The organism is Streptomyces callyspongiae, assembly GCF_047200695.1.
Taxonomy (GTDB): Bacteria; Actinomycetota; Actinomycetes; order Streptomycetales; family Streptomycetaceae; genus Streptomyces.
On the sequence record NZ_JBJZOM010000002.1, the window covers coordinates 105243 to 129361 of the forward strand.

Consider the following 24119-nt stretch of genomic DNA (forward strand, 5'->3'; position numbering starts at 1 on the left):
AACGGGCATGGCCGGAACGAAGCACCTGATTCGAGCCACCCTCGGCCCAACGGGACGAGAGGGTGTTTACCGTGACGCCCGATCAATAACCTGGGGGCGCCGTTCGCCGACGCCCGAGGGGGCATGATGACGACAGCCGAGCAGGTGCCCGACATACTGTCGCCGGAGTTCGCGGCCGACCCGTACCCGGCCTACCGCGCCATGCGGGAGCACGCCCCGCTGATCTGGCACGAGGCGACGCAGAGCTACTTGATCTCCCGCTACGTGGACGTCGAGCGGGTCTTCAAGGACCGGGAGTCGGCGTTCACCACCGAGAACTACAACTGGCAGGTCGAGCCGGTGCACGGCCGGACCATCCTGCAGCTCGGGGGCCGGGAGCACGCCGTACGGCGTGCGCTCGTTGCACCGGCCTTCCGCGGCAGGAGCCTCGAGGAGCAGTTCCTCCCCGTCATCGAGCGCAACTCCCGGGAGCTCATCGACGCCTTCCGCGACTCCGGTTCGGTCGATCTGGTCGGCGCCTACGCCACCCGCTTCCCGGTCAACGTGATCGCCGACATGCTCGGCCTGGACAAGGCGGACCACGACCGCTTCCACGGCTGGTACACCACGGTCATCGACTTCCTCGGCAACCTCTCCGGCGACCCCGAGGTGGGGGCGGCGGGAGAACGCACCCGCGTCGAGTTCGCGGAGTACATGTTCCCGATCATCCGTGAGCGGCGGGAGAACCCGGGGGACGATCTGCTGTCCGTGCTGTGCGCCGCGGAGGTCGACGGCGTGCGGATGAGCGACGAGGACATCAAGGCGTTCTGCAGCCTGCTGCTCGCGGCGGGCGGGGAGACCACCGACAAGGCGCTGGCGAGCATTTTCGCCAACCTGCTTCAGCACCCGGAACAGTTGGAGGCGGTCCGGGCGGACCGCGGCCTGATCCCGCGGGCCTTCGCAGAGACCCTGCGCCTCACGCCCCCGGTGCACATGATCATGCGGCAGTCCGCGACGGAGGTGACGCTGAGCGGCGGCACCATACCCGCGGGCGCCACCGTCACCTGCCTCATCGGGGCGGCCAACCGCGACGGGGACCGCTACCACGAACCGGACCGGTTCGACATCTTCCGCGAGGACCTCACCACCACCACGGCCTTCTCGGCCGCGGCCGACCACCTGGCCTTCGCTCTCGGGCGGCACTTCTGCGTCGGTGCGCTGCTGGCCAAGGCGGAGGTCGAGACGGGCGTCGGTCAACTCCTCGACGCGATGCCGGACCTCCGCCTGGAGGAGGGCTTCACTCCCACCGAACGGGGCGTGTTCACCCGCGCTCCGTCCGCTCTGCCGGTCCGGTTCACACCCGTCACTGCGCGAGGGGTGTGAACCGGACCGGGAGGGAGTGCAGTCCCCGCATCCAGACCGAGGGCCGCCATGTCAGCTCCTCGGGACGCACGTCGAGCACCACGTCCGGGAGGAGTTCCAGCAGGGTCTCCACCGCGGTCCGCGCGATGACGTCCGCCAGCAGGGGGGCCGGGTAGGGGCAGCGGTGCTCGCCGTTGCTGAACGAGAGGTGGGCGGAGTTCTCGGCCCCCACGTGGCCCTCCGGCCAGATCTGTGGATCGGTGTTGGCCGCCGCAAGCCCGAGCACGAGGCAGTCCCCGGCACGGATCAGGCGCCCACCGAGCTGTGTGTCACGGACCGCCCACCGGCCGATGAAGTTCTGCGTGGGCGTGTCCAGCCACAGCACCTCGTTCAGGGCCTGCCCGACGCTCACGCGTCCGCCGGAGACGTTCAGCGCGAACCGGTCGTCGGTCAGCAGCAGCCGCAGGGTGTTGCAGATCCAGTTCGCGGTGGGCTGCTGCGCCGCGGCGATCACGGTGATCAGGTCCTGCACGACCTCCTCGTCGCCGAGACCGGCGGGGTGCAGCAGCATCCGCGAGGTGACATCCGGCCCGGGCTGCCGCCGCTTGTCCGCGACCAGTTGCTGGATCCGCTCCCCCACCCGCGTGTACGCGGCGACCGGGTCGTCGTCCGGTCCTGCGTCCAGCGAGACACGCAGATCGCGCACCAGTTCCTCGGTATCGGCGGCGCCCGCCGGCACACCGCACATCTGCACTGCGGCGCGCATCGGCACCGCGTAGGCGTAGGCACTCATGAGTTCCGCCCGGCCGCTGCCGGAGAAGCCCCCGATGAGGCGTTCGGCGATCTGCCGGCAGTCGTGGCCGAGTTCGAACTGGTCCACGGACTCCAGGGCTTCGGTGATCACCCCGGCACGGCGCTGGTGCTCCGCGCCTTCGGTGAACAGCACCGAGGGCTGGTAGCCGACGAACGGCAGCAGCGGCCAGTCGGGCGGAATGCTGTCCCACTGGTTCCATCTCCGCGAGTCCCGTGCGAACAGCTCGTCGTGGCTGGTGACGTACCCGACCTCGGGGTAGCCGAGCACCAGCCAGGCGGGGATGTCGCCCTCGAGCAGCACCGGAGCGATGGGGCCGTGTTCACGGCGGAGGGCGCGGTACAGGTCCGCGGGCTTCTGCTGGTACTCCAGTCCGGAGAGCCGCACCGGGCCGCCGTGAGCGGGGCAGCTCGGCGGCGGTACGGCGCCCGCGGAGGGTGCGCCGCCCGCACCGCGGAGAGCGTCGGTCTGCTCGGCGGTGGAACCGGTCAGGTCCGTCATGTTGTCGCCTCCCGGGCCTCGGCCAGGTCGTACAGGTGGTTGACGAGGGTGAGCAGGACGTTCTTGCCGGAGGACCGCACCCGAGCGTCGCAGTCGATCAGGACGACGTGTTCCGGCAGCGAGAGAGCCTGGCGGATCTCCGCCAGCGAGAAGGTGGAGGTGTCGTCGTCGAAACGGTTGACGGCCACCACGAACGGCGTCCTGTGGTGTTCGAGCCTGTCGATGGCATACCAGGACTCGCTCATGCGGCGGGTGTCGACGAGGACCACGGCGCCGAGAGTGCCCGTGAAGAGGCGGTCCCACAGGAACCAGAACCGCTCTTGGCCGGGGGCGCCGAAGAGGTAGAGCACCATGCGTTCGTTGAGGGAGATGCGTCCGAAGTCGAAGGCGACCGTGGTCGTGGTCTTGGCGGCGACCCCGTTCGTGCTGTCGACGCCGACGCCCGCCTGGGTCATCACCTCCTCGGTGTTGAGGGGGCGGATCTCGCTGACCGCGCGCACGAGTGTGGTCTTGCCGACGCCGAATCCGCCCACCACGACGATCTTCAGGCCGGTCTCCGCCGCGTCGGCCAGGGGCACGCGATCGGGGCTCCCTGCGGCCGTCGTCGGGGGGACCTGCTGCGCCGGTATGGTCGCCACGGAGTCGGCCGTGGGCTCAGAGCCTGCGGAGTCCATGGAGCACCTCCTTCAGAAGCTCGGTGTCGGGGACGGGTGCGGCGGACCGTACGGGCGGTGGCCGGCGGGCCGAGATCCGGCCGGTGGCCAGCAGATCGCCGAGGAGGATCCGCACGACGGTCACGGGGAGCCGGAGCTCGGCTGCGATCTCCACCACCGCCGTGGGGTGGCGGCACAGTTCCAGGATGCGGATGTGCTCCGACTGCAGGTCGGGCGTCGGAGCGCACTCCCCCACGATGAGCGTCACCAGGTCGAAGACGTCGTCGCCCGCACGGCTGCGCCCGCCCGTGACGGTGTACAGCCGGTCCGGTTCCCCGACGTCGACGGGGTGCCTCGTCACGAGACGGTGCCTTCCGCGGCGAGCATGCGCGGCTCGGCTCGCAGGTGCTCGCCGATCTGCTCGACGAGTTCGCCCATCTGGTGGCCGACCACGCCGGGATCGGCCCCGTCGTCGGCGAGGACGGCCAGGTGGGCGCCGTCGCCCGCCTCCACGATGAAGAGCAGTCCGCCGTGGAACTCGGTCATGGAATGCCGCACACCGCCGCTGCCGTTGCCGAACTCCACCGAGGCCCCCTGGGCCAGCGCCTGGATTCCGGAGCAGATGGCTGCCAGTTGGTCCGCCTGGTCGAGGCCCAGGTGCCTGCTCCAGCAGAGCTTGAGGCCGTCGCGTGAGAGGACCAGGGCGCTCCGGGTGCCGGGCGTGCGCTCCAGCAGTTTCTCCAGGAGCCAGGTGAGGCTGTTGTCGGTCGTCGGCATGGTGTGTGGGGGCGGGACGTCCTTGCGGGAACCGGTCACCGGCCCGTGCCTCCTTCTCGCGTTCCGTGGTGTGTCGAGCGGTCGGGGCGCCGAGCCCCGGTCGGGGTGGCGGCGCCGGCCGGGGTGGCGGCGCCGGCCGGCCTACTCCGTGTACTCGTCCGTGCCGTCGCCCGTCGAGCGCCGTGCGCGGTGGAAGGCTCCGAAGCGTGCGCCGGTCTCGTCCGGCGAGCGCTCGGCGCGCACGGCGGACGGCGCGGAGCGGACGTGCATCAACTGCTCCTGTTCGGCGGCCGCCATGGTGCGGCCGGGGCGTCTGACGGGCAGTCCGCCGGGGGTGGACAACTCGTCCGTCTGCTGGGGCACCGGAACGGAAGGGACGGGCGGCGCCGCGGCCGGGGGGCTGTCCGGCACGGGTGCCCGGAGTCCGGTCGGCTCGGCCGGTGCGAGGGTGCCGTCCGTGGCGTGCCACTGGCTCTGCTCGGGCACCTCGGGACGGCGCTGCGCGAGCAGCTGCGGCGGGAAGAGGACCACGACTCCGGTGCCGCCGCGGGAGGAGGGGCGGAAGTTGACACTCATCCGGTACTTCGCGGCGATCCTGCCGACGACGGCGAGGCCGAGCCGGGTCCCCTGAAGTTCGGCGAGGTCGGTGACCCTGCCGGAGACGGCCTCCTCCGCGCGCCGCATCGCGGCGTCGGCCATCTTGAGGCCGCTGTCCTCGATCGTCACCACGATGCCTGCGCTGCGTTCCTCGACGTAGACGTGGACCTCGTCGATGGGGGGTGAGAAGTTGGCGGCGTTGTCCATGAGTTCGGCGAGGAGGTGCATGACGCTCTCCGCCGCGAAGCCGGCGACGGCGGCCCGGCTGGAGCAGTGCACGCGGACCCGCTGGTAGGCCGCGATGCGCCCCATGGCGCCGCGCAGGATGCTCTCCATCCTGATCGGCTTGTTCCAGGAGCGGGACGTGCGTCCGCCCATCAGCAGCGCCAGCCGGTCGGTCATCAGACCGAGCTGCGAGGTGTTGTGGTCGAGACGGAGGAGGTCGCCGAACACCTCCTCCCCGTGGCGGTCCTGCATCTCCCGGAGGTCGGCGAGCATGCTGACCGCCTTGGCCTGCACCCGGCTCAGGGCTTTGGCGCTGGCGCCCTGGGCCGCTGCTGCTCGGCGCTCACTGGTGGCGAACTCCCTCACCAGGGTGTCCAGAAGGGCACGCAGCCTGCCGTCCTGCGGCCGTTCGAGACCGACCATGACGGTGTCGGCGGACGCCCCGCCGCGCAGTCCCGCGAAAGCGGCCGGGAGGGTGGCGGAGGTCAGCCGCTCCAGGTCCGCCGCGGCCTGTTCCAGGTGGACGCGGGCCGTGGTGGCGGCGGCCGCCGCCGAGGTGGCCCGCTGTTCGGCGGTGGACATCTCGCCGACGAACGCCTGGAACAGACGCCGCAGTTGCGGGTCCGAGGGCTGCGACACGGCGGCCAGGATCTCCTCGGCCCCGGCGCCGTCGCCGAGGCGGTCCCGCACGACCGGGAGGGTGACCTGCAGCAGCTGCCCGGTTTCCGAGGCCAGTTGCGTGAGGTGCCGCTGGGCGGTGCGTGCTTCCCGTCTGGCCGTGTCGGCGGCGGCCTGCGAGTTCCGCGCCAGCAGCGCACCGCCGATCACGGCCGCTGCCAGACACGGCCAGAAGATCGCCACGACCGCGAGGACCCAGCCTGTGGCCGGGGGCGGGGCGACAGCGGTGGCCGCCGCTCCCACGACGGCCGCAACCAGCAGCAGGAGCAGCGGCCCGGCGGGTGAGTGGTGGGTCCGGGCGGCGTTCCGGCGCGATCGGGGCGTGGCAGGCACTGACATTCCGCGGTCCCTCGGTCGTGAGTGCATGGCAGGTGTGGCCGGCCTGGTGACGCCCTGGGACGTCGGCCGTACCGGACGCTAGTCACGGAGACGGAGCGGGACCGGGAGGAGCGGCGGCGGGGTCCCCTCAACGAGGGACTTGCACCGGAAACCGCCCGCACGGGAGGCATTTCCGTGTTAGGCATCTGCCCTCGGGCGCGCGAGGGCCCGGGGAGGGCGGTTGGAAGCCGCCGTCCCCGGGCCCGGTGTGTGCGGTGCGGCGTGGGTGCCGCCGGGTGTCAGCCGAGCGTGGTGAGCGCCTGGTTGAGGGTCTTCGACGGGCGCATGACGGCGTCGGCCTTGGCCGTCTCGGGCTGGTAGTAGCCGCCGATGTCGGCCGGGGAGCCCTGCACCGCGACGAGTTCGTCGACGATGGTCTGCTCCTGCTCGGTCAGCGTCCGCGCGAGCCCGGCGAATGCCTCGGCCAGTTGCGTGTCCTCGGTCTGCTTCGCCAGCTCCTGGGCCCAGTAGAGGGCCAGGTAGAAGTGGCTGCCGCGGTTGTCGATGCCGCCGAGGCGCCGGCTGGGGGACTTGTTCTCCTCGAGGAAGGTGCCGGTGGCGCGGTCGAGGGTGTCGGCGAGGACCTGGGCGCGTGCGTTGCCCGTGGTCCTGGCGAGGTGCTCGAAGCTCACCGACAGGGCGAGGAACTCACCGAGGCTGTCCCAGCGGAGGTAGTTCTCCTTGACGAGCTGCTGGACGTGCTTGGGCGCGGAGCCGCCCGCGCCGGTCTCGAACAGGCCGCCGCCGTTGATGAGCGGCACGATCGAGAGCATCTTGGCACTGGTGCCCAGCTCGAGGATCGGGAACAGGTCGGTCAGGTAGTCGCGCAGCACGTTGCCGGTGACGGAAATGGTGTTCTCGCCGCGGCGGATGCGCTCCAGGGAGAATGCCATGGCCTCGGCCGGGGCCATGATCTCGATCCGCAGGCCCTCGGTGTCGTGCTCGGACAGGTAGGCCCTGACCTTCTCGATGAGGCGTGCGTCGTGGGCGCGGCTTCCGTCCAGCCAGAAGACGGCCGGGTCGCCCGTCTCGCGGGCCCGGGCCACGGCGAGCTTCACCCAGTCGCGGATCGGCTCGTCCTTGGTCTGGCACATGCGGAAGATGTCGCCCGCGCTGACCGTCTGCTCGAGCACGGCCGTGCCGGCGGCGTCCACGACGCGCACGGTGCCGGTCGTCGGGACCTCGAAGGTCTTGTCGTGGCTGCCGTACTCCTCGGCCTTCTGCGCCATCAGGCCCACGTTGGGCACCGAGCCCATGGTCGAGGGGTCGAAGGCGCCGTTCGCCCGGCAGTCGTCGATCACGACCTGGTAGATGTCGGCGTAGCTGCTGTCCGGGATCACCGCCAGGGCGTCCTGCTCCTGGTCGTCCGCGTTCCACATGTGTCCGGAGGTACGGATCATCGCCGGCATGGAGGCGTCGATGATGACGTCGCTGGGCACGTGGAGGTTGGAGATGCCGCGGTGGGAGTCGACCATCGCCAGGTCGGGCCCCTCGGCGAGCTCGGCGTCGAAGGACGCCTTGATCTTCTCGCCGTCGGGCAGCGACTCCAGACCCTTGTAGATGCCACCGAGGCCGTCGTTGGGCGTGAGGCCCGCGGCGGCGAGGGCCTGGCCGTACTCGGCGAAGGTCTTCGGGAAGAAGGCCCGCACCGCGTGGCCGAAGATGATCGGGTCGGAGACCTTCATCATGGTGGCCTTCAGGTGCACGGAGAACAGCACGCCCTCCGACTTGGCGCGGGCGACCTGCGCGGCGAGGAACTCGCGGAGCGCGGCGACCCGCATCACGGAGGCGTCGACGACCTCGCCCGCCTGCACCGGGACCGACTCGCGCAGGACGGTGGTGCTGCCGTCGTCGCCGTGCAGCTCGATGCGCAGCGAGCCGGCCTCCTCCACGACCGCGGACTTCTCGGTGGAGCGGAAGTCGTCACCGGTCATGTGGGCGACGTTGGTCCGGGACTCGGGGGTCCAGGCACCCATGCGGTGCGGGTTGGCCCTGGCGTAGTTCTTCACGGACGCCGGAGCACGGCGGTCGGAGTTGCCCTCGCGCAGGACGGGGTTCACGGCGCTGCCCTTGACCTTGTCGTAGCGGGCACGCACCTCCCGCTCCTCGTCGGTCTTCGGCTCGTCCGGGTAGTCCGGCAGCGCGTAGCCCTGCTCCTGCAGCTCCGCCACGGCGGCCTTGAGCTGCGGGATCGAGGCCGAGATGTTGGGCAGCTTGATGATGTTGGCCTGCGGGGTCTTCGCAAGTTCGCCGAGCTCGGCGAGGGCGTCCTCGATGCGCTGACCCTCTTCGAGGCGCTCCGGGAACTGGGCGATGATCCGGCCCGCCAGCGAGATGTCCCGGGTCTCCACACGGACCCCGGCGGTCGAGGCGTAGGCCTCGATCACGGGCAGGAACGAGTACGTCGCCAGGGCCGGGGCCTCGTCGGTGTGCGTATAGATGATGGTCGAGTCAGTCACCGGGTGCTCTCCGCTCCACGTCTGCAACATTGCTCGACATCAAGATATCTCGTGCCCGGCCCGCCCCACGAAACACCCTGGACGCCGGCCCCGGGGAACCGCCCGGGAACCCGTCGAGGACCGCCACCCCGTTCGAGTGAGCAGTGGCACAGGGTTACTACGAGTGGACTCTCCGTAGAGAATAAAAGGCGCGCAAGCCGACAAATCGTGCGAACGTGGTGCCGATGCATCGCCCTCGGCCGCCGACCCCGCGGCCTGATGCCGACGAGCGGGAGCCCCCATGCCGCACACCACGGAGGACAACAGAGCCGACGGCGCGACCGCCGCGCCGGACGGCTTCGCGCGGGTGCGCGCGGTGGCCGACGCGGTGCTGTACGAGGGCTATCTCCTCTACCCCTACCGCCGCTCCTCCGCGAAGAACCGGGTGCGCTGGCAGTTCGGCCTGCTCGCCCCCCGCCCCTGGATCGAGGCGGACGGCCCCGTCGCACCGGCCGTGGCCGGATCGACCGAGTCCTGGTACCAGCAGACCGAGTGCCTGCTCCGGGCCCCGGCGGACGCCGTACTCCGCGTACGCGTCCGGTGCCTGCACCTCCAGCACCGCCGCGTCGAACAACGGGAGGCCGACGGCCGCTGGGTCTCCGCGGACTCGCTCGAGGTCGCCGGTGAGGTCCACCTGCCGTTCGACGAAGCCGTACCGCGCGAGAGCGAGCTGTCCGTTCCGCTGGCCGAACTGCTGCGCGCGAACCACAACTTCTCCCTCCACGCTCCGGGCGGCACGGAGACCGAGGAACTCCCCGGCGGCACCGCACGCCTCGTCCGCGAGCGCCACCGCCTCCTGGCGACGACGACCCTCTCGGCCGAACGGATCGACGGCAGCGCGGTCCGGCTGCGGGTCCGCACCGAGAACACCGACACCTCGGTGGGCCCGGGCACGCCCCGCGAGGAGGCGCTGCGGCACGCCCTCATCTCCACGCACACCTTCCTGGGCGGACGCGGCATCGCCTTCGCGTCCCTGACCGACCCGCCGGACTGGGCCGCCCCGCTCGCACCGGAATGCCGCAACATCCACACCTTCCCGGTGCTCGCGGGCGACCCCGGCACCGCGGACCTGCTGTTCTCCTCACCGATCATCCTCTCCGACCACCCGCAGGTGGCACCCGAGAGCCCCGGCGACCTGCACGACGCCGCGGAGATCGACGAAATCCTCTCGCTGCGGACCCTGCTGCTCACCGACGAGGAGAAGCGCGAGGCACGCGCCACCGACCGGAGAGCGGCCGACATCCTCGACCGCGTCGACGCGATGCCGCCGGAGGTCTTCGCCCGGCTCCACGGCACCATCCGCTCGCTGCGCCCGGCGACCGCTCCCACCGAGCCCCGCACCCCCGCCGAGGAGAAGGAGTCCGGATGGCGCTGACCCCCACCGGCCATCGGGCCCCCGCCCCCGTACAGGACCGTCACCCCCACCGGCTGCAAGGGAGGCCGAGGATATGACCACACAGGCACGCGAGGAAGCAGGCAGTTCCACGGAGAAGCAGGGCGTCGACGAGGTCGACATCCTCTGGATCTCCGAGGGCATGAGCTGCGACGGCGACACCGTCTCGATGACGGCTTCGGACCAGCCCTCCATCGAGGACGTGGCGCTGGGCCTCATCCCCGGCCTGCCGAAGGTCAACCTCCACAACAAGGTGCTGTCCCCGACCCTCGGGGGCGAGGAGTACCTCGCCCCCTTCCGCGCGGCCGCGCGCGGCGAGGCACCGCGCCCCTTCGTGCTCGTGATCGAGGGGTCGATCCCGAACCAGAACATCATCGACGGGGACGGCTACTGGACCTCGTTCGGCAACGACGAGGTGACCGGGGAACCGCTCCCGCTCAACTGGTGGCTCGACCACCTGTCCCCGCACGCCTGGGCCGTGGTCGCGGCCGGCACCTGCGCCACCTATGGCGGCATCCACGCGATGGCCGGCAACCCGACGGGCTCCATGGGCCTCGCCGACTACCTCGGCTGGGACTACCGCTCGCAGGCCGGACTGCCCATCGTCAACGTGCCCGGCTGCCCCATCCAGCCCGAGAACTTCATGGAGACGCTGACCTGGCTGCTCTACCACGCCGCCGGGGCCGCTCCGCCGCCTCCACTGGACGACATGCTCCGGCCGCAGTGGCTGTTCGGGAAGACGGTGCACGAGGGCTGCGACCGTGCCGCCTACTACGAGCAGGCCGACTTCGCCAAGGACTACAACTCCCCCAAGTGCCAGGTGAAGGTGGGCTGCTGGGGCCCTGTCGTCAACTGCAACGTCCCCAAGCGCGGCTGGATGGGCGGCATCGGCGGCTGCCCGAACGTGGGCGGAATCTGCATCGGCTGCACGATGCCGGGCTTCCCCGACGCCTTCATGCCGTTCATGGACGAGCCGCCCGGCGGCAGCCTGTCCTCGATGCTCATCCGGCCCTACGGCGCCTTCATCCGGCGGATGCGCGGCATCACCAACACCGTCGTCAACCAGGAACCGAAGTGGCGTCACCGCCGCGAGGAGCTGACCAGCGGCTACAACCCGCGCTGGCGCTCCTGACCCCGGCTCCGGCCCCGGCGGACCCACCGCCGGGGCAGCGCACCACCGCACAACCGGCACACCACCGCTCCGCGACGCAGAGAGTAAGGAACTGACATGACGGCAACCGAGCCCCGGGCGGGGACCGGAAAGCGCAAACCCGCGCAGATGGTGGACATGGCGTGGGACCCGATCACCCGGATCGTCGGCAACCTCGGCATCTACACGAAGATCGACTTCGCGAACCGCGAGGTGGCCGAGTGCCACAGCACCTCGTCGCTGTTCCGCGGGTACTCGGTGTTCATGAAGGGGAAGGACCCGCGGGACGCCGGCTTCATCACCAGCCGCATCTGCGGCATCTGCGGCGACAACCACACCACCTGCTCCAACTACGCGCAGCAGATGGCGTACGGCGTGAAGCCTCCCCCGCTGGCCGAGCAGATCACGAACCTCGGCGAGGCAGCCGAGTACATGTTCGACCACACGATCTTCCAGGACAACCTGGTGTTCGTCGACTACTGCGAGGCCATGGTCAAGGACACCAACCCCGGCGTCCTGGCCAAGGCGGAACAGACCCCCGCACCGAACGCCGAGATCCACGGCTACCGCACGATCGCCGACCTCATGCGCGCCTTCAACCCCTTCGAGGGCGAGGTGTACAAGCAGGCGCTGAAGGTCAGCCGCGTCACCCGGGAAATGTTCTGCATCATGGAGGGGCGCCACGTCCACCCCTCGACGCTGTATCCCGGCGGCGTGGGCACCATGCCGGAGCCCAACACCTTCACCGACTACCTCACCCGCCTCGTCTCGGTGCTCGACTTCATCAAGCAGTCCGTGGCGATGAACGACGACATCTTCGACTTCTTCTACGAGGCCCTGCCCGGCTACGAGGAGGTCGGCCGCCGCCGCATCCTGCTCGGCTGCTGGGGCTCGTGGCAGAACCCGGACGTCGTCGACTACCGGTACGAGACGATGAACCAGTGGGGCAAGGCGATGTACGTCACCCCGGGCATCGTCGTCGACGGCGAACTGCGCACCAACAACCTCGTCGACATCAACCTCGGGATGCGCATCCTGCTCGGCAGCTCCTTCTACGAGGACTGGACGAACGAGCAACCGTTCGTCACCCACGACCCGCTCGGCAACCCCGTCGACATGCGCCACCCCTGGAACCAGACCACGGTGCCCGTACCGCAGAAGCGCAGCTTCGACGGCAACTACAGCTGGGTCATGAGCCCCCGCTGGTACGACGACCGCAGCGGCGAGCACCTCGCGCTGGACACCGGCGGCGGCCCGCTGGCCCGCCTCTGGTCGACGGCCCTCAACGGCCTGGTGGACACGCCGTACATCAAGGCCACCGGCCGGAGCGTGAAGATCTCGCTGCCCAAGAGCGCGAACCTGCCGGAGCAGACGCTGGAGTGGAAGATCCCGAAGTGGAGCAACACTCTGGAGCGCAACCGCGCCAGGCCGTACTTCATCGCCTACGCGGCCGCCATGGCCTTCCAGTTCCTGGAGGAGGCCCAGGGCCTGGTCCGGAGCGGCGACACCAAGGTCTTCAACGACTTCGAGGTGCCGGACGAGGCCATCGGCTGCGGCTTCCACGAGGCGGTCCGCGGCGTCCTCTCCCACCACCTGGTGATCCGCGACAAGAAGATCGCGAACTACCACCCCTACCCGCCGACTCCGTGGAACGGCAGCCCCCGCGACAGCTACGGCACACCCGGTCCCTACGAGGACGCGGTGCAGGGGCAGCCGATCTTCGAGGAGAACGGCCCGGACGACTTCAGGGGCGTCGACATCATGCGCACCGTGCGCAGCTTCGACCCGTGCCTGCCGTGCGGGGTCCACATGTACCTCGGCAAGGGCAACGAGGTGAAGCGGGTCCACTCCCCGACGTTCGGAGGCGGACATGGCTGAGCCGGACCGGCTCGACGACGCCGCCGTCGGGCAGCGTCTGGCCCGGACCGACGAACTGCTGGAACGCGTCGAAGGAGTCCCGGGCCCGACGTCCGACGCCGCGATCGAAGCGGTGCAGACCCTCACCGAGCTGTACGGCGAGGCGCTGGCCCGCGTCCTGGACCTGGTGGACGCGGGCACCGCCGGCCGGTTCGCCGACGACGAGCTCCTCGCACACCTGCTGGTGCTGCACGACCTGCACCCCGACCCGGTGGAGCGCCGCGTGGCACGGGTCGTGGAAGGGCTGCGTCCGGCCGTCACCGAACGCGGCGGCGACGTCGAACTCCTCGGCATCGAGGACGGCGTGGCGCACGTACGGCTGACGGCCAAGGGATGCGGCTCGTCCACGGACTCCCTCCACGAGGCGGTCAGGGACGCGGTGCTGGCGGTGGCCCCGGAACTCTCCGAGGTCAGACCGGCGGCCGAGGAGCGCGATCCGGCGTTCGTACCGCTGACGACGCTCACCACCCGCCCTTCCGTGGGCGCCGGAGGACCGGCATGACCGCGGGCGCACTGCAGCGGGTGGTCCGCCGCGCCGGAGAGCGGCGGGCACGGGCCTCGGAGCGCTGCGACCTGTGCAGCGTGCCCGTCCTCCAGGAGCACCGGCACCTGCTCGACACCGAGCGGGACGAGGTGCTCTGCGCCTGCCGTCCCTGCTCGCTGCTCTTCGTCAAGGAGGCAGCGAGCAGGGGCCACTTCCGGCTGATGCCCGAACGCCGGGTGCGCGTGGAGCCGGTCCCGACGAAGGCACTCGGCGTGCCCGTCGGCCTGGCGTACTTCGTCCCGCGCAGGGCGGGCGGCGTGACCGCCCACTATCCGAGCCCGGCCGGTCCCGCGCGCTGGGAGATCGAGGCGCGGGAGTGGCAGGACGTCGTGGCGGGCCTGCCGCAGCTGGGCACGCTGGAACCGGAGGTCGAGGCCCTGCTGGTGAACACCGCGCGGGGACGCGAGGAGCACTGGATCGTCCCGCTCGACGACTGCTACCGGATGGTCGCCGTCGTCCGGCGGGAGTGGAGGGGGCTGTCGGGGGGAAGTCGGGTCTGGCCGGAGATCGACCGGTTCTTCGCCGAGCTGCGCGAGACCGGCTGACCCGGGGCGCCCGTGGGCCGGACCGCGGCCCGCACCGACACCGAAGGAGCAGGAGATGGGCCGGATACGAGTAGGCAGGAGCGACGTCGAGCCGGACACCCCGTCGCACGTCGCAGGGATCCACCAGGGCAACGAAGGCCCCTACGAGGAGCAGCCGGGGCACCACGCCTCGGGCAAGGCGGACGCGCGTCGCTCGACCGGCATCGGCGGGACGAAGCACGACGCGATCGCGGAGACCATGCCGAACCTGCCGCCCGGCTGAGACCGCGGCGGTACGGCACCGGCACCACCACGAGAAGAAGGAGCGTCCCGGATGGCCAAGCGAGTACTGCTGGCCCAGGCCCTGCTGGCAGGTGGGATCGTCGTCACCATCGTCCTGCGGGAACTGCCCGGCCTGGCCCGCGAAATCAAGATCTGGCGCATGGCGGGGAACTCGTCCGGCGTTCGCGCCGCGGCGTGACGCGCCCGCCCCCGCCCGGCGTCCGCCCGTGAAGGGTGGGCGCCGGGCGTGCGTCAGCCGGGGCTCGTGGCGTACGGCCCGTACAGGTCGAGGAGGCGGGTGCGGGTGTGGTGCAGGCGGTGCCCGATGATCTCGATCACCCGGCAGGCCAGCGCCCAGCCGAGCTCGGCGTTCTCCTCGCACAGCGCACGCACCCGGACGGCCTCGAACTCCAGGGCACGGACCGGCCCGCGGGCCCTGGCGCCCATGTGCCAGGTGTACGGCGGGGTCAGCCACGACCAGCCGACCAGGTCACCGGTCCGCAACGTCTCGACCGTCGCCGGACGGCGGCCGGGGACCCGGACGTCCAGGGTGACGGTACCGGTGCTGACCACCCAGAACCGTTCGGCCCGCTGCCCTTCCCTGAACAGGCTCTCGCCCGCGGGGAAGCTCACTTCCGTGCCGAGCGCGAGCAACTGGTTGCGGCCCTCCTCCGGCAGTACGTCGAGAAGGCTCGTCGACGTCATGATCATGATGGTGCCCCTTCCGGACCGCCCCCTCGCCTCGGGATACCTCCAGAATGCGCCCGCTGCTGCGCCGTGACCATGCCTTCCGCCGTGCGACGGCACCGGCATGCCGGGCGAGCGCCGCCGCTGCGAGCAGCCCGAGCAGCACGCAGACGCCCGTCCAGCCGGCCCGGCCCCACACCCGCACACCCAGCCAGGACCCCGCGCTGCCGCCCAGGTACGCGCAGGTCATGTACGCGGTGTTGAGTCTGCTGCGGGCCGTGGACGAAACGGCGTACACCCGGGCCTGGTTGGCCACCATGCCGGACTGCATCGAGACATCGAGGAGCAGCGTGCCGAGCGTGAGCGCCGTGAGACCCACCGTGCCGCCGAGACTGCCGGCAGCGAGCACGGCAGCCGAGAGCAGAACCCCGAGCAGGCAGACCAGGTTCACCGGGTCGGAGCCGTGGCGGTCGACCGCACGCCCCGCCACCGGAGTGCACAGCATGGTCGCCCCTCCCACCAGGGCGAGCACCCCCACGGCCTGAGCCCCCAGCCCGTACACCGGGCCGTCCAGGAGCAGGGCCAGGCACGTCCACACCGCGGAGAAGCCCGCGAAGACCGCGGCCTGGTAGAAGCTGGACCGGCGCAGTTCCGGTTCGGCGCGCAGCAGGCGCAGCGGCGCCGTCAGCAGCACGGCGTACCGCTCCCGCGTGCCCGGGGACGTGCGCGGCAGTGTGGCGGCGAGGGCGGCCGCGAGGAGCAGCACCGCGAGCGCCGCCACCAGGTAGGGGGCACGCCAGCCGAACCGCTCGCCGAGAGTCCCGCTGAAGGTGCGGGCCAGCAGCATCCCGCCGGTCGAGCCGCTGAGCAGGGTGCCGAGCACCGCGCCGCGGCGGTCGGGGGCGACCATGCCCGCGGCGAGAGGACCGACGATCTGGGCGCCGACCGTGGCAAGACCGACGAGCCCGGACGCGGCGACGAGCGGCGGGAGGCCGGGCGCGCAGCCGGCGAGGAGCAGGCACCCGCCGGTGAGCGCCAGCAGGATCACGAGGAACCGGCGATGCGGGATGCGGTCCCCGAGCGGGACCAGCAGCACCATGCCGGCGGTGTAGCCGATCTGCGTGGCGGTCACCACGTGAGCGGCGTCGTCCCCCGGCACGTTCAGCCCGCCGGCGATCAAAGGGCCCACGGCCTGCGGGAAGTAGATGTTGCCCACCGCGACGGCACAGGTGACCGACAGCAGCAGGAGCATGCGGCGGCTCGGCGCGGACGGTGCGCCGCCGCCGGCGCTCCCGCGGTCACGGTGGTCCGGCGCGTCCCGGGCGAAGCATGAGGTCATGACCGGCAGTGCACCGGAAGGGCGGGCACCCACCAAGAGATGTAGCCTGCCGCTCAATGATCAGCTTCGTGCTGGGCGTCGAGGACCTGGCCGACACCCGGTTCGCCGTCTCGCCGATGCACGAGACGCTCCTGAGCCTGCGCGTACTGCGGGACCCGGGGCTCTCACCGCTGCACCTCCCCTGGCGCCGGGACGTGATCGGCTCGCTCGGCACTCTCGACACGGAACTCCTCACCTCCCTGGTGGCACGGCGCCGGACGATCGCCGACTTCCTCACCCCGCAGCCGACGGCCTTCGCACCGGACTTCTCCGAACAACTCGCCACGGTGCGCCGGACGTCCCCCGAGCGCATCCGTCACGACCTGCTGCTCGCACACGCGCCCGATCCCCTGCCGCGGGTGCTCGACGAGGCTCTCGGCGACGGCCACGACACCCGGCTCCGCAACACGCTCTGCGCGCTGCTCGCGCAGTACTGGCACGTGGCGATCGAGCCCCTGTGGGCCCGGATGCGGCTGGTACTCGAAGCCGACATGACCTATCGCGCGCGGCAGCTCGCCGTGGGAGGAGCACGACTGCTGTTCGCGGACATGCACCCCGACCTGCGATGGGACAACGGCGAACTGCGGATCTCCAGGATGATCAGCAGACACCGGGTCGAGGCCGCGGGCCGGGGCCTACTGCTCCTGCCGTCCGTGTTCGCCCACAAACCGGCGCCGCCCGCCGGCCCGGACGCGCCGCCACGGCTGGTGTACCCCGCCCGCGGCGTGGCGACGCTGTGGGGGCCGCCCCCGGCGGCAGCCGACACCCCGCTGGTGCGGCTCCTCGGCGCACGCCGCGCCGGGCTGCTGCGACTGCTCGCGGAACCGCTGCCCACCGTGGAGATCGCCCGGCGGCTGCGGGTCACCCCGAGCGCCGTGTCGCAACACCTGCGGGTGCTGCACGCGTCGGGCCTGGTCACGCGGGCGCGCGACGGGCGGGTGGTGCTCTACCGGCGCAGCGCCCTGGGCGACCGGCTCGTGGCGGGCGGCTGACGCCGCGTCCGACGCGCGCCCCGGCTCACCCCTTCTCCGTGCGCCGGTAGGTGGAGATGCTCACCCCCGCGGGACTGGTCCCCGTGGACTCCAGCGCGAAGGTGCGTATCGCACCGTCCGTGGGGAAGAGCGACTTGCCGCCGCCGAGCAGCACGGGCATGACGATCAGGTCGAGTGCGTCCACGAGGTCCGCGGCCAGCAGGGAACGCGCGAGCGTGGGGCTGCCCATGACGAGCAGATCGCCGCCGTCCTTCTCCCGCAGCGCGCGGATGCGGTCCAGCGCCTCGCCGCCGGGGAGCAGGGAGGAGTGCTCCCACGTCAGGTCCTCCTCGCGCAGCGTCGAGGAGACGACGTACTTGCGGACGGCGTTCATGCGGTCCGCGAACGGGTCGCCCGCGCGGTCCGGCCACGCGTCGGCCATGCCGCGCCAGGTGCGCCTGCCGAAGAGCAGCGCGTCCGCCCGCCGCAGCGCGGCGTCCCAGGCACCACCCACCACCTCCGGGTCGAAGAAGGGGCCGGTCCAGCCGCCGTGCGCGAAGCCGCCGTCGGTGTCCTCGTCGGGGCCGCCGGGCGCCTGCACGACGCCGTCGAGGCTGACGAAGGCAATGCTGACGATGCGCATGGGAACGCTCCTCGGGTCCGTGTTCCGCGGTTCGGCAATGCAGACGGGTGCGGCCGCCGGAACTCATCGTCCCCGGGAGCGGCCCTTCCCGCCCGTCAGCCGGAGCGGAGCGGCCCGTCCGCGGCCCAGCGGTGCAGAACGGGCCCCAGGAAGTCCACATGCGGCCCCTCCAGACCTGCCAGGCCGGCGGGACCCGCGACGAACGCGACACGATCCAGCTCCGGTGCCCGCCCCAGGGATTCCTCCGCCTCGCAGACGGCGGCGAAGCGCTCCCGCAGTACGGCCGCGGGCCGAGCGGGCGCGAGGAAGAGGACACCCACGCTGCCGTTCCCGCCACGCGTCGCGCCCCACAGGGTCAGCTCGCCGGGCGGCGTGTCGACACCTGCCTCCTCGGCCAGTTCACGGGCGGCGTGCCGGCGGAGTGCGAGGGCGTCCAGGACGGAGCCCTCCTCCGGTGGTTCGGCGGTTCCGGCGGGCGGCTGCCAGCGTCCCGGGGCCGCCGTCCACGACGCCATCCGCCCCAGCAGGAGACGGCCGTCGTCGGTGGGCTGGAGGACGCCCGTGAACAGCGACGGAAGCCGGGCCGTCGCACCGGGCACCCGGCGCAGCGCGTAGTGGCGGTAGGTGGTCCGGACCCAGGAGAGCACCAGCGTGTCCCCGCTGCGCCGCTCCAGACCGGCGCACGCGGCCACCGGACCGTCGAAGAGCCGGGGGTTGGCGCGGGCCGCCTCGTCCCACACCCGGTCCCTGGCGGCGCGTTCGGCCGGAGGCAGGTGCGGCTCGGGGACCTCGGTCAGGCGCAGATGCCGGACGTCGAGGACCTCGGCGGGGGCCGGGGGATTCTCGGTGGCGCACACACCCTCATGCTCACACGCCTCCCCACCCGATCCTTCCCACGCCGAGGGCCGGTGCGTCATGCCTCCGGGTGCGTGCCGCGCCCGGCCTCGTGTCCGGCGAGCGGCGTGGGCGAGAGCGCCGTCGGCTCCTCGTCGGGCTCGAGGAGGGTGTCGGCCGGGCCGACGATGAGCGGGTCGCAGGTGCCCACCGCCTCCGGGTCCTTCGCCGGGTAGTCGCAGCGGCTGAGCAGGTGCCGCATCGCCTCCAGCCGGCCGCGCTTCTTGTCGTTGCTCTTCACGACGGTCCACGGCGCGTGGTGGGTGTCCGTGGCCCGGAACATGTCGACCTTCGCCTCGGTGTAGGCGTCCCACAGGTCGAGGGAGGCGAGGTCCGTGGGCGAGAGCTTCCAGCGGCGCACCGGATCGACCTGCCGGATCGCGAAACGCGTGCGCTGCTCGCTGCGGGAGATGGAGAACCAGAACTTGACCAGCAGGATGCCGTCCTCGGTGAGCATCCGCTCGAAGAGCGGCGCCTGACGGAGGAACCGGCTGTACTCCTCCGGCGAGCAGAATCCCAGGACCCGCTCGACACCGGCCCGGTTGTACCAGGAACGGTCGAAGAAGACGATCTCGCCCGCGGTCGGCAGGTGGGCGACGTAGCGCTGGAAGTACCACTGCCCCCGTTCCCGCTCGGTGGGCTTCTCCAGGGCGACGACGCGGGCGCCGCGGGGGTTGAGGCGTTCGGTGAAGCGCTGGATGGTGCCGCCCTTCCCCGCCGCGTCGCGGCCCTCGCAGAGGACGATCACCCGCTGGCCGGTCTCCTTGACCCAGCTCTGCATCTTCAGGAGTTCGATCTGCAGCTTGCGCTTCTCCCGCTCGTAGGGCTTGCGGCGCAGCTTCTGCTCGTACGGGTAGTTCTCGCGCCAGGTGGCGGGCCGCTTGCCCTCGGCGTCCAGCACGAGCGGCTGCTCGGGGCGTTCGTCGTCGACCCGCAGCCCGCGCAGGAGTTTCTCCTCCACCGCCTCGGGGATCTCCGTGCCCGCTCGGCCGCCGTCCGCGGTCCGCGCCTTCGCCATGACCCGACCCGGTCCTCTCCTGTGTCGCTGGGCTGCCGTACCGCTGTGCTCCGTTCCGTCGGGCGGCACCTGCCGCTGCCGTCCCCCGTCTTCCAGTATCCCGGCCGGGCCGCGGCACGCACGCGAGACGGAGCCGGTTCCGCCCGGGCGGGACGACGTGGTGCGGGAGGCGGGCGCAGCGGCGGCCTGCGGTGGATCACAATGGTCGGCGGAGCACCATGATCGTCACCCTCGGGAAGGGGAAACCCGTGATCTTCATCGTCGTGAAGTGGCCCGTCCGCCCCGAGTACAGCGACAGCTGGCTGGAGCACGTCGCGGAGTTCACCGAGGCGACCCGGGCCGAGCCGGGCAATCTGTTCTTCGAATGGAGCCGCAGCGTCGACGACCCGGACGCGTACGTGCTCGTGGAGGCGTTCGCGGACGCCGACGCGGGCGCGGCGCACGTGCAGTCCGAGCACTTCCGAACCGCCATGTCCTGGATGCCGGACTACGTGAGCGGCACGCCGCGGATCGTGAACACCGAGATCCCCGGAGCGACGGGGTGGTCGGAGATGGCCGAGGTGCAGCCGCGCTGACGGCGCAACGCAGTGGCCGGCGGCACCGCTTCCGGTGCCGCCGGCCACTGCGCGTGGAAAGGGTCCGGCGTTCGCGCCGCCGGAAGCACTTCCGTCAGGGACGGGGTGAGGGCTGCTTGGTTTCGCTCGGGGCCGCTTCCTCCGTCCGGGTGAGCCGGGCGTTCCGGCGGTGCCGGACGGCGGGGAGCACGAACAGGCGCAGCACCGCGTACGAGGCGCATCCCGCCGCCGCGAGGACGATGACGATGCCCGGCAGGCCCCACAGGGACAGCGCCGAGGCGAGCAGCAGAGTCGCGAGGGTCCAGGTCAGCACGTCGTCACGGGCCCGGGTGGCGAGCTTGGCCCCGACGTAGATGCCGGGGACGGCGCCCAGCAGGATCGTGCCCACCAGGGCTATCTGCGTGTCGCCGAAGAGCAGGTGGCCGAGGGCGGCCGACGCGACGAGCGGGATCGCCTGCACCAGGTCGGTGCCGACCAGCTCGGAGGCCCGCAGCCGCGGGTGGGTGAGCATCAGCATCACGAGGATCAGCGAGCCCGAGCCGACGGAGGTGACGCCGACCACGAGTCCGCCGATCAGGCCGACGAGCAGCGTCGGCAGGGGGCGGAGCCGCGTCGGCTCGTCGGAGGAGAGGGCTCCACGACGGCGCACGAGCATGCTGCGGGCGACCATGCCGACGAGCGCCAGTATCAGCGCGCCGCCGATGGCCAGCTCCAGTCTGTGCTGCACCTCGTCGCCGTCGCCGAAGAGGCTGATCAGCCAGGCCCCGGCGAACCCGGCGGGAACGGCCGTGGGCAGCAGCCATCTCACCAGGTCCCAGCGCACCGTTCCCGCCCGGTGGTGCACGAAGGCACCCACGGGCTTCATCGCGAGCGAGGCCGAGAGGTCGCTGCCGACCGCCGCGGTGGGGCTCACCCCGAAGACGAGCACCATGAGCGGCGTCATCAACGCTCCGCCACCCATACCGGTGAGCCCGACCGAGATGCCCACCAAGGCCCCGGCGATGATCATCAACCATGAGAGATCCACGGCGGCATCGTGGCATGCCCCGCGCCGGACAGCTACGCCGGTCCCACCGGAGCACCCCGGAAGCCACGGTGGGTGACGCCGTCACGACAGTGCGGATCGGCAAGAGCGGGGAGTCCGACTGTGCGTGACGGAGCACGCACGCCGGGCACGGAGGGTGAGGTGTGCGTACCGGAGGTCACTCCGCGCCGGGCGGTCGTTCTCCGCGCAGCCGGGCGCGGTAGCGGTCCGCCGAACGGCGCACGGCGGCCGCGCCGTCCCGCACGACGACACGGCCCCACCAGCCGCCGTAGACGCGGTCGAAGGCGTAGCGCTCGACGCGGCGGGCGATGTCCTGAACGGTCCGCTCGTCGAGCGGGATCAGGTTGGGGTAGCTCCACATGAAGCTGACCCAGTCGCGGTCCGGCACCACAGTGATGGTGTCGCCCGTGAGCAGGGCACCGCGGCCGTCGGCCCCGTCGGGCCAGTGCAGCACGGACGCGCCGTCGAAGTGGCCCCCGATACGGGCGAGCGTCAGGCCGGGCACCGGCTCCACGACGTCGTCGTACAGCTCGATCCGCGGCGAGGGGCGCCGGATCCAGGCGCGGTCCGCCCGCGGCAGGAGCACCCGCGCGTCGAACGCGTCCGCGACGTCGACGTGCGCGGCGTAGAAGTGCGGGTGCGACATGCACACCACGGAGATCCCGCCGAGTTCGGCGAGGGCCCGGCGGGCGGCGTCGTCGAGGAGGGGGACGCAGTCCCACAGCACGTTGCCGTGCGGCGTCCGCACGAGCAGCGCCCGCTGCCCGATGGCGACGGCCGGTTCCACGCCGACACCGAGCAGGCCGGGCTCCTCCTCGCGCAGCACGGTGGTGTGGCCGCGGGCGAGGTCCCCGGCCGTCGTCCACCGCTGGCCGCCCCACCCGACGTACTGGCGCTCGTCCTCGCAGACGGCGCAACGGTCCGGTGGACGCGGCGTCTCGGCGTGCTGGACTCCGCAGGTCTCACAGATCCATGCCGGCACACGGGCCTCCCGCTCGCCTCGGGAACGGTGCCCCTCCGCGGGCGGCGGAGGGACCCCCACACGGCGAGTGTACGAACGGACGGCACCCGTGTACGTTCGCCCGCGACCGCCGCGGCGCGGCACGTGCCGGTCGACGGAGCCGTCGGCGCGGACGGCCGCCCCTCCCCCACCGTCCTCGAGGAGCCATGCCCGCCACTCCCCAGGGCCCGCCGGTGAAGGCGCGGGCGGCGGTCGCCGCCCTGTTCTTCACCAACGGCTTCGTGTTCTCCAACGTCGTCCCCCGCTACCCCGAGATCAAGGCCGATCTGGCGCTCTCCAACGCCGCCCTGGGAACGGCGATCGCCGCCATGCCGCTCGGCGCGCTGCTGGTCGGCCTGGCCGCCGGCCCGCTGATCGCTCGGTTCGGTTCCGCGTGGACGGCGGTGGTCAGTCAGGTGCTCATGGGTGTCGACGTCGTCCTCGTCGGCACGGCCCCCTCGTACACCCTGCTGTGGGCCGCGGTGTTCACGGCGGGCAGCCTGGACGCCGTGACGGACGTCGCCATGAACGCACACGGCATGCGGGTGCAGCGGCGCTACGGCCGGTCGATCCTCAACTCCTTCCACGGGGTGTGGTCCATCGGCGCGGTCCTCGGCGGCCTGGCCGGGGCTGCCGCGGCGGGAGCGGGGGTGCCCCTGCCCGTGCACCTGTGCGGCGCGGGCGTGTTCGCGGCGGTCTCCGCGACGGCCGGCCGCCGGTTCCTGCTGCCGGGCCCGGAGGACGCCGAACGGGACCCGGCGTCCTCCGGAGGGGCGCCGGGAGACGCGTCGGAGGCCGGACGGGTACGGTTCCGCCGGCCCGTGGTGACCGCGTTCGCGGTCCTGGGGCTCCTGACGGCTGCGGCGGCCGTCGTCGAGGACTCCCCCGCGTCGTGGGGCGCGACGTACCTGCAGAACGAGCTGGGAACGGGTGCGTTCGTCGGCGGCTTCGCGTTCATCGCCCTGCAGGGCACGCAGACCGTGGGACGTCTGCTGGGCGACCGCGTGGTGCACCGGACCGGGGAACGTACGACCGCGCGTCTCGGCGGACTCCTGGTCGCCTTCGGCATGGGGACGGCCCTGACGTGGCCGACCGTCCCGACGACGGTCGCCGGTTTCGCGTTGGCGGGCTTCGGCATCGCCACACTGATCCCGGCCGCGTTCCGGGCCGCCGACGAGGTGCCCGGCCTGCCCCCGGGCACGGGCATCACGGTGGCGGCGTTCCTGCTGCGGCTCGGGTTCCTCGCCTCGCCTCCGGTGATCGGAATCGTCGCCGACGCGACCTCGATCAGGACGGGCCTGGTACTCGTCCCCGCAGCCGGTGCGGTGATCCTGCTGACCTCGGGGATCCTCGGCGGCGCACGCGGGAGTTCCCCCGCCGCCGAGTCCCACGGTGACGCTGCGGACGGCGCACCGTCCGGCGGAACGGCGCGACCCGCCTCGCGGCCCGTTGCCGCACGGGACGAGAGCTGACCTGTCATCCCCGGAGGGAGGGACCGCGCCGTCGGGGTGCGGTCCCTCCCTTCCCGGCCGCCGTTCCGGGCTGCCTGCCGCACGCCAGGGCTTCCTGCCGTTGCAGGGCGGGGGCCCGCCGGTGCCGTTGCACTCCGAACGACGTCTCAGGCCTCGGATCCTGCTGA

24 protein-coding genes are annotated in these 24119 nt (G+C 71.9%); 11 read left to right on the forward strand and 13 right to left on the reverse strand.

The window, feature by feature from the left end; translation table 11 throughout:
- Positions 1 to 126: 126 nt before the first annotated feature.
- Positions 127 to 1362, forward strand: a complete 1236-nt coding sequence (locus ACL06G_RS02250; protein ID WP_412835343.1) for a cytochrome P450 — start codon at positions 127 to 129, stop codon at positions 1360 to 1362.
- On the opposite strand, the gene ACL06G_RS02255 is transcribed toward ACL06G_RS02250, so the two are convergent.
- The 6 genes from ACL06G_RS02255 to ACL06G_RS02280 all read right to left on the reverse strand — a co-directional run bounded on the left by ACL06G_RS02255 (position 1343) and on the right by ACL06G_RS02280 (position 8420).
- Entirely contained in the window at positions 1343 to 2653 is a 1311-nt protein-coding gene (locus ACL06G_RS02255; RefSeq protein WP_412784972.1) for a cytochrome P450, read from the reverse strand. The two genes, ACL06G_RS02250 and ACL06G_RS02255, sit on opposite strands and share 20 nt — an antisense overlap.
- A complete protein-coding gene (locus ACL06G_RS02260) occupies positions 2650 to 3327 on the reverse strand; it encodes a GTP-binding protein (protein ID WP_412784973.1) in 678 nt (225 codons plus the stop codon). Before ACL06G_RS02260 ends, ACL06G_RS02255 begins: the two co-directional genes overlap by 4 nt.
- A complete protein-coding gene (locus ACL06G_RS02265) occupies positions 3308 to 3667 on the reverse strand; it encodes a DUF742 domain-containing protein (RefSeq protein WP_412784974.1) in 360 nt (119 codons plus the stop codon). The genes ACL06G_RS02260 and ACL06G_RS02265 overlap by 20 nt, the downstream gene beginning before the upstream one ends.
- A complete protein-coding gene (locus ACL06G_RS02270) occupies positions 3664 to 4083 on the reverse strand; it encodes a roadblock/LC7 domain-containing protein (RefSeq protein WP_412785096.1) in 420 nt (139 codons plus the stop codon). The genes ACL06G_RS02265 and ACL06G_RS02270 overlap by 4 nt, the downstream gene beginning before the upstream one ends.
- Before the next feature lie 141 nt (positions 4084 to 4224).
- Positions 4225 to 5922 carry a sensor histidine kinase gene (locus ACL06G_RS02275; protein ID WP_412835284.1) on the reverse strand — a complete coding sequence of 566 codons (1698 nt, stop codon included), beginning with the start codon at positions 5920 to 5922 and terminating at the stop codon, positions 4225 to 4227.
- A gap of 278 nt (positions 5923 to 6200) precedes the next feature.
- Entirely contained in the window at positions 6201 to 8420 is a 2220-nt protein-coding gene (locus ACL06G_RS02280) for an NADP-dependent isocitrate dehydrogenase (protein ID WP_412784976.1), read from the reverse strand.
- Between the two features lie 280 nt (positions 8421 to 8700).
- On the opposite strand from ACL06G_RS02280, the gene ACL06G_RS02285 reads away from it, so the two are divergent.
- From ACL06G_RS02285 to ACL06G_RS02315, 7 genes are all read left to right on the forward strand, one after another.
- Positions 8701 to 9834 (forward strand): hypothetical protein, encoded by a 1134-nt coding sequence (locus ACL06G_RS02285; RefSeq protein WP_412784977.1) that lies wholly within the window; start codon positions 8701 to 8703, stop codon positions 9832 to 9834.
- 73 nt (positions 9835 to 9907) lie between these two features.
- Entirely contained in the window at positions 9908 to 10984 is a 1077-nt protein-coding gene (locus ACL06G_RS02290) for an NADH-quinone oxidoreductase subunit B family protein (protein ID WP_412784978.1), read from the forward strand.
- Between the two features lie 96 nt (positions 10985 to 11080).
- Positions 11081 to 12880, forward strand: a complete 1800-nt coding sequence (locus tag ACL06G_RS02295) for a nickel-dependent hydrogenase large subunit (protein ID WP_412784979.1) — start codon at positions 11081 to 11083, stop codon at positions 12878 to 12880.
- Positions 12873 to 13421 carry a NifU-related iron-sulfur-binding protein gene (locus tag ACL06G_RS02300; RefSeq protein ID WP_412784980.1) on the forward strand — a complete coding sequence of 183 codons (549 nt, stop codon included), beginning with the start codon at positions 12873 to 12875 and terminating at the stop codon, positions 13419 to 13421. The genes ACL06G_RS02295 and ACL06G_RS02300 overlap by 8 nt, the downstream gene beginning before the upstream one ends.
- On the forward strand, positions 13418 to 14008 hold the full coding sequence (locus tag ACL06G_RS02305) for a DUF5947 family protein (RefSeq protein ID WP_412784981.1): 591 nt from the start codon (positions 13418 to 13420) through the stop codon (positions 14006 to 14008). The genes ACL06G_RS02300 and ACL06G_RS02305 overlap by 4 nt, the downstream gene beginning before the upstream one ends.
- A gap of 55 nt (positions 14009 to 14063) precedes the next feature.
- Positions 14064 to 14270: a hypothetical protein gene (locus ACL06G_RS02310; RefSeq protein ID WP_412784982.1), complete on the forward strand. Its 207-nt coding sequence runs from the start codon at positions 14064 to 14066 to the stop codon at positions 14268 to 14270.
- Positions 14271 to 14321: 51 nt separating this feature from the next.
- Entirely contained in the window at positions 14322 to 14468 is a 147-nt protein-coding gene (locus ACL06G_RS02315) for a hypothetical protein (RefSeq protein ID WP_412784983.1), read from the forward strand.
- Between the two features lie 53 nt (positions 14469 to 14521).
- On the opposite strand, the gene ACL06G_RS02320 is transcribed toward ACL06G_RS02315, so the two are convergent.
- Both ACL06G_RS02320 and ACL06G_RS02325 read right to left on the reverse strand, forming a co-directional pair.
- Positions 14522 to 14842, reverse strand: a complete 321-nt coding sequence (locus ACL06G_RS02320) for a cyclic nucleotide-binding domain-containing protein (RefSeq protein ID WP_412784984.1) — start codon at positions 14840 to 14842, stop codon at positions 14522 to 14524.
- The gene (locus ACL06G_RS02325; protein ID WP_412835285.1) at positions 14760 to 16295 is read right to left on the reverse strand and encodes an MFS transporter; all 1536 of its coding nucleotides are present in this window, start codon (positions 16293 to 16295) and stop codon (positions 14760 to 14762) included. The genes ACL06G_RS02320 and ACL06G_RS02325 overlap by 83 nt, the downstream gene beginning before the upstream one ends.
- Before the next feature lie 56 nt (positions 16296 to 16351).
- On the opposite strand from ACL06G_RS02325, the gene ACL06G_RS02330 reads away from it, so the two are divergent.
- On the forward strand, positions 16352 to 17326 hold the full coding sequence (locus ACL06G_RS02330) for an ArsR/SmtB family transcription factor (RefSeq protein WP_412784986.1): 975 nt from the start codon (positions 16352 to 16354) through the stop codon (positions 17324 to 17326).
- 25 nt (positions 17327 to 17351) lie between these two features.
- Here ACL06G_RS02330 and ACL06G_RS02335 read toward each other — a convergent pair whose 3' ends face one another.
- The 3 genes from ACL06G_RS02335 to ppk2 form a co-directional block, all read right to left on the reverse strand.
- Complete coding sequence (locus ACL06G_RS02335) at positions 17352 to 17948, reverse strand: dihydrofolate reductase family protein (protein ID WP_412784987.1); 597 nt, start codon at positions 17946 to 17948, stop codon at positions 17352 to 17354.
- Positions 17949 to 18043: 95 nt separating this feature from the next.
- The gene (locus ACL06G_RS02340) at positions 18044 to 18805 is read right to left on the reverse strand and encodes an NUDIX hydrolase (protein WP_412784988.1); all 762 of its coding nucleotides are present in this window, start codon (positions 18803 to 18805) and stop codon (positions 18044 to 18046) included.
- 56 nt (positions 18806 to 18861) lie between these two features.
- On the reverse strand, positions 18862 to 19860 hold the full coding sequence (gene ppk2 / locus ACL06G_RS02345) for a polyphosphate kinase 2 (RefSeq protein ID WP_412784989.1): 999 nt from the start codon (positions 19858 to 19860) through the stop codon (positions 18862 to 18864).
- A gap of 248 nt (positions 19861 to 20108) precedes the next feature.
- On the opposite strand from ppk2, the gene ACL06G_RS02350 reads away from it, so the two are divergent.
- A complete protein-coding gene (locus ACL06G_RS02350) occupies positions 20109 to 20435 on the forward strand; it encodes a putative quinol monooxygenase (protein WP_412835344.1) in 327 nt (108 codons plus the stop codon).
- A 94-nt stretch (positions 20436 to 20529) separates the two neighbouring features.
- Here the strand turns inward: ACL06G_RS02350 and ACL06G_RS02355 are convergent, their stop codons facing one another.
- Together ACL06G_RS02355 and ACL06G_RS02360 are read right to left on the reverse strand one after the other, a co-directional pair.
- Positions 20530 to 21462, reverse strand: a complete 933-nt coding sequence (locus ACL06G_RS02355) for a sulfite exporter TauE/SafE family protein (protein ID WP_412784990.1) — start codon at positions 21460 to 21462, stop codon at positions 20530 to 20532.
- A 175-nt stretch (positions 21463 to 21637) separates the two neighbouring features.
- Positions 21638 to 22462, reverse strand: a complete 825-nt coding sequence (locus ACL06G_RS02360) for an MBL fold metallo-hydrolase (protein WP_412835286.1) — start codon at positions 22460 to 22462, stop codon at positions 21638 to 21640.
- A gap of 185 nt (positions 22463 to 22647) precedes the next feature.
- Here ACL06G_RS02360 and ACL06G_RS02365 point away from each other — a divergent pair, with 185 nt between their 5' ends.
- Complete coding sequence (locus ACL06G_RS02365) at positions 22648 to 23952, forward strand: MFS transporter (RefSeq protein WP_412784992.1); 1305 nt, start codon at positions 22648 to 22650, stop codon at positions 23950 to 23952.
- Positions 23953 to 24119 lie beyond the last annotated feature (167 nt).